Origin of the sequence: Burkholderia sp. Z1, assembly GCF_014893795.1 — a bacterium.
In the GTDB taxonomy this organism is placed as follows: Bacteria; Pseudomonadota; Gammaproteobacteria; order Burkholderiales; family Burkholderiaceae; genus Burkholderia; species Burkholderia theae.
The window spans coordinates 447579-460659 of the sequence record NZ_JACFYL010000001.1 but is presented as its reverse complement, the minus strand read 5'-3'; the positions used below and the strand labels follow the sequence as shown (position 1 = coordinate 460659).

8 protein-coding genes are annotated in these 13081 nt (G+C 64.6%); 3 read left to right on the top strand and 5 right to left on the bottom strand.

From position 1 onward, the window contains the following. Positions 1-161 precede the first annotated feature (161 nt). The 3 genes from tssM to H3H55_RS02130 are packed head-to-tail and all read left to right on the top strand — an operon-like array spanning position 162 to position 6047. The gene (tssM, locus tag H3H55_RS02140; RefSeq protein WP_193097536.1) at positions 162-4106 is read left to right on the top strand and encodes a type VI secretion system membrane subunit TssM; all 3945 of its coding nucleotides are present in this window, start codon (positions 162-164) and stop codon (positions 4104-4106) included. Continuing rightward, on the top strand, positions 4103-5092 hold the full coding sequence (gene tagF, locus H3H55_RS02135) for a type VI secretion system-associated protein TagF (protein WP_048251022.1): 990 nt from the start codon (positions 4103-4105) through the stop codon (positions 5090-5092). Before tssM ends, tagF begins: the two co-directional genes overlap by 4 nt. 4 nt (positions 5093-5096) lie before the next feature. Continuing rightward, the gene (locus H3H55_RS02130) at positions 5097-6047 is read left to right on the top strand and encodes an OmpA family protein (protein ID WP_193097535.1); all 951 of its coding nucleotides are present in this window, start codon (positions 5097-5099) and stop codon (positions 6045-6047) included. An 81-nt stretch (positions 6048-6128) separates the two neighbouring features. On the opposite strand, the gene H3H55_RS02125 is transcribed toward H3H55_RS02130, so the two are convergent. From H3H55_RS02125 to H3H55_RS02105, 5 genes are read right to left on the bottom strand one after another with little or no spacing between them, the layout of a single operon-like run. Beyond that, a complete protein-coding gene (locus H3H55_RS02125) occupies positions 6129-8390 on the bottom strand; it encodes a DUF2235 domain-containing protein (protein WP_193097534.1) in 2262 nt (753 codons plus the stop codon). Further along, positions 8377-9297 carry a hypothetical protein gene (locus H3H55_RS02120; protein ID WP_193097533.1) on the bottom strand — a complete coding sequence of 307 codons (921 nt, stop codon included), beginning with the start codon at positions 9295-9297 and terminating at the stop codon, positions 8377-8379. The genes H3H55_RS02125 and H3H55_RS02120 overlap by 14 nt, the downstream gene beginning before the upstream one ends. After that, on the bottom strand, positions 9290-9475 hold the full coding sequence (locus tag H3H55_RS02115) for a hypothetical protein (RefSeq protein WP_193099508.1): 186 nt from the start codon (positions 9473-9475) through the stop codon (positions 9290-9292). Before H3H55_RS02115 ends, H3H55_RS02120 begins: the two co-directional genes overlap by 8 nt. Next, on the bottom strand, positions 9453-10502 hold the full coding sequence (locus H3H55_RS02110) for a DUF4123 domain-containing protein (protein ID WP_226799912.1): 1050 nt from the start codon (positions 10500-10502) through the stop codon (positions 9453-9455). The genes H3H55_RS02115 and H3H55_RS02110 overlap by 23 nt, the downstream gene beginning before the upstream one ends. Beyond that, a complete protein-coding gene (locus tag H3H55_RS02105) occupies positions 10502-13060 on the bottom strand; it encodes a type VI secretion system Vgr family protein (RefSeq protein ID WP_193097532.1) in 2559 nt (852 codons plus the stop codon). The genes H3H55_RS02110 and H3H55_RS02105 overlap by 1 nt, the downstream gene beginning before the upstream one ends. Positions 13061-13081 lie beyond the last annotated feature (21 nt).

The following is a 13081-nucleotide window of genomic DNA, read 5'->3' as shown; positions in this document are numbered from 1 at the left end:
TCCTTTCATTAATGCGCGCGCCTTCTCCGATGCCGCGGGCGCATTGATGCCAGCCCCCTTCTTCATCCCGTTTGACAGCGTGGCGACACATCGCGGCGCCACCCTTGCCGCTCGGCGCGCCTGCGTCGCCTCACCGAATCGCACCGGAACCTGAACGTCCTATGCAACGCATCCTCAACGTGCTGACTCATCCGCGTACGCTCTCGATCGTCGGGATCGTCGCGCTTGCGGCCATCCTCTTCATCGTCGCCGACATGCTGCAGCTGCCGCTCCTGTGGGCGGCGATCGCCTTCGCGGCGATCCTCGCGCTGTGGCTGGTCGTCGCACTGTTGCGCCGCTGGCGCGTGAAGCGCGCGAACCAGCAGCTCGGCCAGGTGCTGGAAGAGCAGGCGGAAACCGGCAAGATCGCCGCGCCCGCCGCCGCAGCGCTCGCGCCCGACTCGAAGACCGCCGACCTCGACGTGCTGCGCACGCGCCTGTCGGACGCGGTGAAGACGATCAAGACGTCGAAGATCGGCCAGGTCTCGGGCGGCTCCGCGCTGTACGAACTGCCGTGGTACATCGTGATCGGCAACCCGGCCGCGGGCAAGAGCAGCGCCGTGCTCAATTCCGGCCTGCAGTTCCCGTTCGCGGACAAGAACAGCGCCGTGATCCACGGCATCGGCGGCACGCGTAACTGCGACTGGTTCTTCACGACCGAAGGGATCCTGCTCGACACGGCCGGCCGCTATTCGGTGCACGAGGAAGACCGCAGCGAGTGGCTCGGCTTCCTCGGCCTGCTCAAGCGCTATCGCCCGAAGGCGCCGATCAACGGCATCATCGTCACCGCGAGCATCGCCGAACTCACCGGCAACCGCCCCGAATTCGCGATCAACCTCGCGAAAAACCTCCGCCAGCGCGTTCAGGAGCTGACGGAAAAACTCGAGGTGTTCGCGCCGGTCTACGTGATGTTCACGAAGGCCGACCTGATTACCGGCTTCACCGAATTCTTCAGCAGCAACGACAAGCACGAGTACGACCGCGTGTGGGGCGCCACCCTGCCCTACGAGCCGGACGACAAGCGCGACGTCGTCGCGCAGTTCGACACGCACTTCGAGGAACTCTACGAAGGGCTGAAGGAGATCAGCGTCGCGCAGCTGTCGCTGTCGCGCGGCAACCAGCTGTCGCCGGGCCAGTTGAGCTTCCCGCTCGAATTCTCGACGATCAAGCCGTCGCTGCGCGCGTTCCTCGCGACGCTGTTCGAGAACAACCCGTTCCAGTACAAGCCGATCTTCCGCGGCTTCTACTTCACCAGCGCGCTGCAGGAAGGCGAAACCAACAGCGCGGCCGCGCAGCGCATCGCGCACCGCTTCGGCCTCGACGCGAACGCGCTGCCGAAGCCGCACAGCGCGTTCTCGAAGAACGGCTTCTTCCTGCGCGACCTGTTCTCGAAGGTGATCTTCGCGGATCGCCAGACGGTGCGCCAGTTCGCCAGCCCGAACAAGACGCGGCTGCGCTACGCGACCTTCTTCGGCTTCGTCGCGGCGCTCGCGATCGCGCTCGGCGGCTGGACCTGGTCGACGATCGGCAACCAGCAGCTCGTCTCGAACGTGCAGGCCGACCTCGACAACGTCACGCGCCTGCAGCAGGGCCGCAACGACCTGCAGTCGCGCCTGCAGGCGATGGACATCCTGGAAGACCGGATCGAGCAGCTCGAGCAGTTCCGCCGCGACAAGCCGCTGTCGGTGTCGCTCGGCCTGTACCAGGGTGACCGTCTCGAGCAGCACTTGCTGACCGAGTACTACAACGGCGTGCGCCAGATCCTGCTGGCCCCCGTGTCGCAGAACCTTGCCTCGTTCATGAAGGACGTGAACGCGCACCCCGAACAGCTCGTGCCGATGACGCGCCCGCCCGAGTCGGGCGCCGTGCAGGCCGGCGCGCTGCCGGTCTCGACGAACGCGGCAGGCGCCACGCCGCTGGCCGGTGCCGCACTGGCCGCGTCCGGCACCGCGCCGGCCGCCGCGCCGCAACAGGCAGCCGCACCGCAGGGCGGCCTCTACAGCGACGCGTCGCCGACCAACGTGCAGGACGCGTACAACGCGCTCAAGACGTACCTGATGCTGTCCGACAAGCGTCACGTCGAGCAGGCACACCTGACCGACCAGCTCGCCCGCTTCTGGCGCGGCTGGCTCGAGACGAATCGCGGCAACATGCCGCGTGACGAGATGATCAAGAGCGCGGAGCGCATGATCTCGTTCTACCTGTCGCGCGTGAACGACGACGACTGGCCGATGATCGACGCGAACCTCGCGCTCGTCGACCAGACCCGCGAGAACCTGCGCCGCGTCGTGCGCGGCATGCCGGCCCGTCAGCGCGTCTACGAGGAAATCAAGGCACGCGCGTCGACCCGTTTCGCGCCGATGACCATCGCGCGCATCGTCGGCGACGGCAACCAGGGGCTCGTTGCAGGCAGCTACGCGATTCCGGGCACGTTCACGCGCGAAGCGTGGTTCGACTACGTGCAGCCGGCGATCCGCGACGCGGCGACCAAGGAACTGCAGGCGAAGGACTGGGTGCTGAACACGTCGACGCAGGACGACCTGACGCTCGAGGGCAGCCCCGAGCAGATCCAGAAGACGCTCGTCGGCATGTACAAGACCGAGTACGCGCAGCACTGGCAGAAGTTCATGCAGGGCATCGCGGTGCAGGGCTTCAGCAGCTTCGGCCAGGCCGTCGACGGGATGAACCGCCTCGGCGACCCGCAGGATTCGCCGATCCGCAAGATCCTCGAAACCGCGTATGACCAGACGTCGTGGGACAACCCGTCGCTCGCGAACGTGACGATCAAGAAAGCGCAGACCGGCGTCGTGAACTGGGTCAAGCAACTGTTCTCGCGCTCGCAGGCCGGCCAGGTGGCGGCCGCCAACATCGACATCAACGGCAATCCGGCCGAGGTGCCGATGGGTCCGATCGGCCAGGAGTTCATCGGGCTCGCACGGATCGTCGCGACGCATGACGGCACGTCGATGCTCAAGGGCTACATGGATTCGCTGTCGAAGGTCCGTACCCGCTTCAACGTGATCAAGAACCAGGGCGACCCGGGCCCCGGCGCGCGCCAGCTGATGCAGCAGACGCTCGACGGCAATGGTTCGGAACTCGCCGATTCGCTGAAGCTCGTCGACGAGCAGATGCTGACGGGCCTCACCGATTCGCAACGCAAGTCGCTGCGTCCGCTGCTCGTGCGGCCGCTGATGCAGGCGTTCGCGGTCGTGATCCAGCCGGCCAGCGCCGAGGTCAACAAGGTGTGGAACGCGCAGGTCTACCAGCCGTTCCAGAACTCGCTCGCGACGAAGTACCCGTTCGCGGCGAGCGCGAAGGTCGAAGCCGGCGCCGGCGAGATCGCGCAGGTGTTCGGTCCGGACGGCTCGATCGCGAAGTTCGTCGGCACGACGCTCGGGCCGCTCGCGGTGCGCCGCGGCGACACGCTCGCCGCCCGCACGTGGGGCGACATGGGCATCGGGCTCACGCCGGACTTCACGAACGGTTTCGCGCGCTGGGTCGCACCGCTCGCGGGCGGCGCCGCAGGCAGCGCGGCCGCGGCGTCCGAGCCGCAGACCGTGTTCCAGATCCTGCCGCAGCCGAGCACGGGCACGACCGAATACACGATCGCGATCGACGGCCAGCAACTGCGCTACCGCAACACGCCGCCGCAGTGGACCAACTTCGTGTGGCCGAACCCGCAGGGCTCGCCGGGCGCGACGCTGTCCGCGACGACCTTCGACGGCCGCACGGTGCAGCTCGTCAACGAGCCGGGCCGCTACGGTCTCGAAAAGCTGATCAACTCGGCGCAGCGCAAGCGCCGTCCGGACGGCACCTTCGACCTGACGTGGGTGCAGGGCAGCGTGAACGTGTCGGTGACGATGCGCATCATCAGCACGTCGCAACCGTCCGGCGGTGGCGGCGACCAACCGCAGCAGCAGAGCCTGCGCGGCCTGCAGCTGCCGTCGTCGGTCGCCGACGCGAGCGCGGGCGCCGCGCAGAACGCGACCCAGTCCGGCACGGGCACGTCGGGCGCAGCGCCGGCCGTCGCGGCCGCCAACGCAACGAATGCACAGGGGGCGCAATGACGCAAACCGTACAGGCGCAAATCGCCTACTTCGGCAAGATTCCGTCGCGCGGCGACTTCGTGAAGAGCCCGCACAATCCGCAGTTGCTGCAGACGCTTGATCGCTGGATCGCGCAGGCGCTCGAACTGCTCGCGGAAGATCCGCGCTGGAAGCTCGTCTACGAGGATGCGAAGCCGATGCACTTCGCGTTCCTCGGCTCGCGCAGCAAGCTCGCGATCGCGGGCCACATGGTCGCGAGCCACGACGTGTCGATGCGCCGCTTCCCGTTCCTCGGCGCAACCGCGCTCGAGGTCGACCGGCCGCTCGCGTTCCTCGCGCGCAGCCCGCTCGCGTTCGCGCGACTGTGGTCGCGCGTCGCCACGCAGATCCCGCCGCTGCTCGGCAAGGACGAGCCGCCCGGCGCACTGCAGGCGCTCGGCGACACGCAGGTGCCGATCGACGTCGGCGGCCCCGGCACGTCGCATGACGGCACCTTCAACGATTTCGTCGAACACCAATCGCTGTATGGGCTCCAGCAGATGCTGCTCGAAAGCGGGCACCCGGTGCGGCTGCGCGGCGCGATGCTCGCGCTCGGCTCGCTGCTGCGGCCGGTGATGCAGAGCGGCTCGTCGCACATCGAGCGCGGCCTGACACTGCCGCTGCCGGTCGATCCGTTCTACCGCAGCCTCGTCGCCGCGTTCTGGCTCGAACTGATCGCGCCGTTCGTCGCGCAGGCCGACTTCGAGCTCGCGATCTTCATCGGCACGATCGCCGAGCGCGAACGGCTCATCATCGGCTTCAACGGTGCGTCGGCGAAGACGCTGCTGAGCGTTGTCGACCCGCAGACCTACGCCGCCCACAACATCGACATCGACGATCCCGAGTGGATCGACGCCCATGCGCAAAACGATCATCAGATCAGCAAGCTCGTCAGCTACCTCGACCAACCGCAACTCTCGCTGCGGGTCGCCATCGACGCGTTCCGCGAAGCGTTCATCGGAGGCTGACGGGATGCATCGCACGATTCACGTCCGGCGCGCACGCTTCTCGCCCGCCCTCGCCGCCCTGCTCGCCGCCGGCCTCGTTGCCAGCGGCGCGAGCTTCGCGCAGAACACCGGCGCGACCGTCACGCCGGTCGGCAACGGCACGGTCACGACGACCGCGCTGCCGTCTGCGAACACGAACCCCGGCACCGCGCCGGCAACCGCGTCCGGCACGGTGGTGCGCGGCACGGCCGGCACCATCACGCCGCCGCCCGCGAACGCGGCGCCCGGCCAGGTGGTCGTCGGCGGCAAGGTGCCCGACGAGGCGACCAAGGCCGCCGTGCTGCAGAAGCTGCGCGACACCTACGGCGCGACGAACGTCGTCGACCAGATCGAAGTCGGCGACGTCGCGACGCCGCCGAACTGGAGCGCGAACGTGCAGAAGCTGCTCGGCGCGCAGCTCAAGCAGATCAGCAAGGGGCAGTTGAAGATCAACGGCACGCAGATCGAGATGAAGGGCGAGGTGCACAACGAGGCACAGCGCCAGCAGCTCGCGAGCGACATGGCGAACACGCTGAACCCGACCTACACGATCAAGAACGGGCTGCGTGTGTCGGCGTCCGAGCAAGGCGTGCTCGACCAGACGCTCGCGAACCGGACGATCGAGTTCGAGACGGGCAGCGCGACGCTGACGCCGCAGGGCAAGCTGATCCTCGACCAGATGGCGGCCGCGCTCTCGAAGATGCAGAACCGCACGGTCGACATCATCGGCCACACCGACAACTCGGGGAACCGGACGTCGAACATCGCGCTGAGCCAGGCGCGCGCGGATGCGGTGAAGGGTTACCTGATCACGAAGAGCATCCCGCCGCAGCAGATGACGACGACGGGTGTCGGGCCGGATCAGCCGATCGCGCCGAATGACACGACGGATGGACGGGCGCGGAATCGGAGGATCGAGTTCCGGGTGGGGCAGTAAATTTGCAGCGGGCGGCTCGGGATGAGCCGCCCCGGTGCGGCGGGGTGTCAGCAGTACGCAATTGCGCGCCGCTGAATGACGTCAATGTGTCGGCGGCGTCCCCTGGTAGCTTCTCGCCCATTGCTGGCTCTGCTTGCTCGCCTGTTCGACCCGTTCGGCGGTGAGATCGTCGCTCTTGCGCTGCTTGTCTTCCTTCGCATAGTCCGTTTTTCCGAACACGTCCTTGTCCCGTGTCCTGAAATACAGTGACGGCGCGAGCACGTGATCCTGCCAACTCGTCAGCAACGTATCGTGGACGAGCATGTCGAACATCGCCATCACCTCGGACGGAAGCGGGTTCTTCCCCGCATACCCCTGCTCCCAGGCCTTGACGAGCGCAACCTCGTCTTCATTCAGCTCGACATGGCGTGCAAATGCGGGCGCAAGGAACAGCGGCGTATAGGTCAGCTTGTTGTTGAACGACTGCGTGAAGCGGCGCTGTTGCTGGGCCTCGTATTCCGGTCGCATCTTCTCCCACTTGCCGGTCATCTCTTTCGCCTCCTTGTCGAGGCGCTGCCACACCGTCGTGTAGTTGCTCGGCGGAACATCCTTCCACAGATCGTTGTAACGCTTGTCCGCCGCCTGCTTCGCGAGCTTCAACTTCTGGATCTCGGGCGAGTCCATCCGCTGGCTGCCCATCATCGCCCAATCGAGCTTCGCCTTTGCGTCGCGACGATCGTAGTCGGCCTTTTCGACGTCCTTGCGCCACTCGGTCGCCGGGTCGGTCACGGAATGACGAAACTCCGGATCCTGGTACCGCACGGCGATCCAGCGCAGGAACACTTCCGCATGCGGCAGAAAGTTCACGCCTTGCGTATCCGGAACGACCTTGCGGTACGCGTCGACAAGCGCCTTGATCTTGTATTGCTTGCCTTCGTAGGTGATCGGCGTCGCAATCGAGAACCGACTGAATACGTCAGGCCGCCGCTTGGCCAGCGTTTCCATGTCGAGAAGCGCGCTACCGGCCTTGAGTGCTTCGAACAGCATGTCCCTGAGCGGAATACGCATCAGTTCCGCATTGAAGCCCAGCGAGCCATGCAACGAACCACCTGCGATATCGCTGCTCGTTCCCGGATAGAGCCGCTGCTCGGCACGAGTCTTTTCCAGGCTGTCGAGACGCTGGTACATACGCATTTCGTGGGCGGCGGCGAAATGCACGCATCGCTGGACGCTCGCAGGCACGGCAAGCGACCGGTCCTTGTAATTCGGCTTGATGGTCCCGAGAAACGGCAGGATGCCGATAATCTCGCCGGCCTCTTCCGACATGATCGACGACACCGCATCCAGCAGGCCGACGAATTTGATTTCAAGCGAAATGCCATCGATCGCGAGATCCTGATCGTCCCGGCGCTTGTACTTGGTCGCCAGATCGTTGACGAACGTGCGTGCCAGCACGCAACCGCGATCGGCGCCAAACACCGATACTTCGACCTTCCGAATCTTTGTCGCCTGCCCCTTCACCGCCTCGACTACTTTTTCCAGCTGGTCCTTCGCGGCGACGAGCCGTGAATCGACGCCGGTACCGAAGTACGCGCTCATCACCTGCGAATCGCGCACGATCGGTACGTTCTCGATCGCGATTCCCGTAATGACCTGACGGACTGTCGATTGCACGATCTTGAGCGGGTTGTGCTTCAGGTCGTTCTTCGCGTTCCGGAACACCGCGATACCGCCCGCCTTCGTGCGCTCCCAGATCCGCTCCGGCGACGCATCCAGCACGTTCGCGATGCGGCGCGCGGTTCGGGGAATGTTCTGGATGTCTTTCTTGAAGTCGTTGAAAGCATTCAGCATCGGGCGAAACGAGAACTCCGATGCGGACTGCTTTGCTGCCGTCGTCACGCGTTTCTTCACTTCCAGCTGCTTGATCGGCTGGTTCACGCGTGCGACCGACTCGGCCACACCCTTCGTCGCGTCGAGCGCCTTCTTGCCGATCATTTTCCCCGCGGCGAGGCCGGCATTGAGCCAGTCATTCGATTTGGCATCCGCGTTGAGATCCGTCCCGAGGCCGGAATAGTAGAGCCGGAACCAGAACTGATTCACGGGACGGTCGACGTCCATGTTGGTGCGGTGTGCATCGAAAAGACGCGAGATGTTCGAGTACAGTCCGCTGTCCGAATCGTCTTCGTCCTTGCTGCGACCAAACGCATCGAAGAATACGCCGATACGGATCGTTGCCCCGCACGGCAGACAGTCTCCCTTCGGGTAGTTGGCCGTCGCCATCTTGTCGACTGCCATCCGAACGCTCTGCGGCGTAGCGTCGTCGGGATCAAGTCGGATGGCGTTTCGATCGTTAGCTCCGGCCATGGCTATTCTCCTCACGTGGCGGCGGCACCAGCCCCGCCGGAATCGACGGCACCGCAACCGCCTGGAATCGGTTCTGACCCAGTTCCTTCACAACCGTCGGCGACAGAGCGGCCACCGCCTTCGCGAATGCCCCCGGCGTCCCCTTGCTCGACTGAATAAGCTTCTGCACCTCCGGGTGCGCGTCGAACCGGGGATTCACCAGCAGCGCGTAATACGTGTATTGCTCCAGGTCGCTGCGATCGGTGAAGCGGTACTTGATCCACGCTTGCGCAACCGTTCTCGAAATCCGGCGGTGCGACTGGGCGTCGCTGTCCTCGTACTTCTTGTCGAGCCGCTTGCCGTACCGTTTCGTCAGGTCGCGCGACACGTTCACGATCGGCAATCGCGTACTGCCCAGCATCTCGCCAGGAAATGCCAGTTCGACATGACGATCGGGGTAGAAGTGGATCTCGAGAATACGCGAGCCTATCGAATCCGGCTCCTTGGTCGGCGGCAACGAAACGTCCGTCTCCGCCTGCTGTTTCTTCACCTGCTCGCCCGGTCGCCAGTCGTCCGCATCGTAATACGTCCACTGAACCTTGAAATCGGTGCCTTTCAGCAAGTAACAGCAGGCGATGCTGCCTTCCCCTGCCCCGGGCTCCAGATCACCGCCTCCGCGTGCCTTGTTGCCGAACTGGTCGGTGATCGTGAACCGCACCAGGTTGTACGGCAGGTAGTTCAACGCTTCCGTTGAAATGCTCGTGTAGGTCGGATCGGACTTGCTGCACGCCGCCATCGACACGAACAGCAAGCCTGCCGCGGCAACTCGCAACGCGGCGGATAACCGTCCGCGAGCCGAGCGCGTACTGCGACGGCCTGGAACAATCGCAGGGAATTTCGGTGCAGCGTGTTGCATGCAATCAGACATAAACACTCTCTTCACATGGCCGCGGCAGCCTGCCGTCGGGCAATGCCGGCCCGGCGGCCAGCTTGATATTTTCGTTCGTCGATTCGAACGGAGGCTTCTTCGGTATCCACGCCACACGTGCGTCGTCCTTGCCGCCGCAAACGGCGATCGCAAACTTACGCCACACCGTTGCGTTCATCCTGAAGGCTCCGATCGTACTCGTCGCGAATCGCATTCCACGTCGCGTCATCGATCGTCAACAACGCGTCGTCGAGACTCGACTCCCCACGAGACACGGCCGCAAGACAGCCTTGCACCGCCGGATGCTCGTCGAATCGAGGGGCGACCTGCACGCCGGTCAATACGTAATACAGCGTCTGCTGCTCATCGACGATTCCATAGTTCGCTGCGCGCGCGAGTTGCTCCACGACTCGCTCGTACAGTTCCCCATCGGACAGGTGCTCGATCGACGCTGCCATCGTCTCGCGAAACTTCAGCACGAGCTTGTCCGGATAGCCGAGTTCGATCAGCCGCGCATGCTGCTTCTCGCTCAAGCCCTGCACATCGCCTGCCGGCGCTCTCCCGGCAAACGCCGGCGCATCGTTGCGCCACACGACCTCCTCGAGCCGTCGATTGCGATAGCGGATCTCGCCGAACGGTGCAACGAACTGCTGCGCCTGCGCGTCGCTCCACACCTGCCGAAGTCGTCCGAATACATGATTGTCGAAGAAGAACAGGTAATAAGCGCGACCGTTCGGCAGCGCGTACTTCACATACCTGCGCAGATGCGCATCGAGTGCCTCGAACGACCACGCCGACCACAGCCACGTCACCGCGTGCAGATCGACCGCGTCCAGCCACAACTGGCGAAGCAGTCGATGTTGCTCGGTGCCTTCGTCGTCGAGCGCCTGTCTATCGAACGCGATCAGATACGGTGCGATATCCGTATAAGCGTCGAGACCGGTATCCGTCCAGAGCGACGCATGGCGCAGGCCACGCACCGTTACGAGTTGCGTATCCAGCTCCTGATAACCGCGCGTATCGACGATTGCGTAGAGTCGCATCGACCGGCCCTTGCCAGCCTCGCCCATCGGCGACGCCTTCAGCCTCTCCAGAAATGCCGGCCATTCCGGCGCCCGCGGATTCGGCGCAGCCTCGACAGCCTCGTTCACGTCGACGGCATCGTTCCCGTTGCCCAGGTCGCTGATGTTGCTCACCTCACCCATCAATCCGCCTCGACCATCGATTCGCGCCCGCTATGCGCATTCAGCACGCATTGCTTGCACGTGCCGCCCGGCATCGCTGGCAGCGGATACGGCATGCTCGTCGGGCCGCTGAACACGTGCTGCGCACCCTTGATGTCGATCTTCCCCGGCGCGTGAATCTCGATGTTGCCGCCCTTGATCCGCACGTACGCGCCGCCCGAGGTCAGCAGGATTTCCTGTTTGGCGGCCACGTCGATATTCTCGGTCGCCGACACGAGCTTGACGATCTTCTGCGCGGTCAACTCGATATTGTCCGAGTGCGCCTGAATCTCGACCTTGCCCTTGCCCGCGAACAGCTTCATCCCGGCGTTCTGGGCAAACAGGCTGATGCGATCCCGGATACCGGCGACCAACGACTTCCCGCTGGCAATGAACGTGCTTTGACCGCTGACGATGTTGGTCTGCTGATCGCCCGATACGTGCACCGACTGCTGCGACGCAAATGCGATACCCGCCGGACTCGCGAACAACATCACCGGTTCCGTGAACGCATTCGCGCTACCCGTCCCGCCGCCGGCGGTCCTGCCTCCCGACGACGCGCCCGCGACGCTGCTCTTCGCGGCATCGGTGAATTGCTTCAGTGCATCGTGCCCGGTACCGAGGCTTTCGGCCTGATGCATTTCACTGACCTGCGACATCGACTCGATCAGCCCGTCGGCATTGGCGAGCTGCTGCTGCGCTTCGCTCACATCGAGCGGCTGGCTGTTCGCCTGCTTCGGATGCGTCGTGACATACAGCCCTTGTGTCGCACGCACCGCACCGTAAGCATCCGTGCGCAGGTCGAAACCCGAGCCGAGATACGCGCCGCGCGTGTTGCCGCTCTGTTCGATCAGATAGCCGAGATGCAGCAGCGAATTCGCGCTGCTGCTGAACAGGCGCGCACGGTTCTGCCCGGTCGCGTCGTCGAGCACCATCTCGTTGTGACCCGATCCCGCGTACTCCTTCGACCGGAAGCCAGACAGGATCCCGTCGCTATGCCACTGCGGCTTGGCGGCCCCGTTGTAGACGCGATGCATCACGATCGGCCGGTCGCAATCCCCGCCGATATAGCCGATCAGTACTTCCTCGCCAACCCGCGGAATATGGACGCCACCGTAGCCGCCGCCGGTATCCGACTGTACGACGCGCACCCAGCACGACGCGGTTTCGCGACCTTCGTTCTGCCGGTCCCAGACGAACATGACCTTGATCCGGTTCAGTTCGTCCGTGTAGACCTCCTCGCCCTTCGGCCCGACGACCACGGCCGTTTCGAGCTGCATCGCGGGCTTCCGGTGCTCGAACGAGCTGCGATACGGCACGGCCGCGCGTTGCGCTTCGACTTCCACGAGATAGAACCCGGCCGAACCGTCGGCGTGCCCGACTTCGAATGCGGCCGCCTCACCGTGGCCGGCCTTCACCTGTGCGAGCCGATCCTGCAGGCTGTGCGGGAAATTCGCTTCGTGGTCAGAGAGCGGCAGGTTGTTCTCGATGTACCGCGACACCTTCAATGCCGCGAATTCCCGGTCTTGCGCCGCATCGCGATCGTGCTCGGGGTGATCCGCCAGCGTGAAGCGCCGCCCGGCGTCGATCCCGCGCACACCGCCCACGCCGAAAAAGCGCTTCGCGCGCGATTCCCATTGTTCCAGGCGAATCTTCGACAGATGTTCACCGCGGTCCTGGCCCGCGTACGAATACGCACCGGTGTATTCGTAGATTTCCGTCTGGTCCGGCAGATCGCCCTGGCCAGCCTTCGTCGGCAACGTCGTGCCGTTCGGATTGCCGGCCGAGGACGGCGATTTGTAATCGAACGTGCGTGTGGTGTGCAGCGAGCTCTGCAATGTCCGCGACGCTGCCCATTGGGTGAAGCCGGCGGTTTCGCTACCCGTTCCCGAGCGGTCGAACCTGACGGTTTTCGGCGACAGTTCGTCGACCGCGTGCAGGTCGTCGGTAATGACGAGCGTGTGCGCGCTGCCGTCCTCGCTGTGCCGCCAGAAACCGAACAGCCCTTCGTCCTCCATCAGGCGATGCACGAAGTTCCAGTCGGTTTCGCTCTGGCGGCAGTAGGACCGCGACGGCAACGGCTTCGACAGCGCGAACTGATACCGCCCCTTGGCTTGCGGATGCGCATCGAACACGTCGGCCAGGATCGCGTCGACGCTCTTGTCCTGCCAGTACCGCATGTCGCTGCGGAACTTGAGAAAGTGCATCCACGACGCAAAGGTCAGCTGGTAGCCCGACAGGCTGCCGTCCGCGCCGAGCCTGCGCGCCGTATGGATATAGCCGTTGATCGGGAGATACGACTGGTTCGTCTGCTGGATCCACACCGTGATCGGCTTGGCGATCAGTGTCTTGAGCTCGATGTCGCTCGCGGTCGACACGAGGTCGAGCGCGGCGCTGAAATCGCGTCCCAGTTCGGAACAGATCACGGCCCGGCGCGGCACCAGCGCGTTGTTCGGCAGCGACGGGATGTCCATCTTCAGCAGGCGGTCCTGCTGAATCAGGCCACCGCGGATCGCCTGTGCCAGTTCGCTCACGTTCATGCGTCATCCATGTTCTTGTCT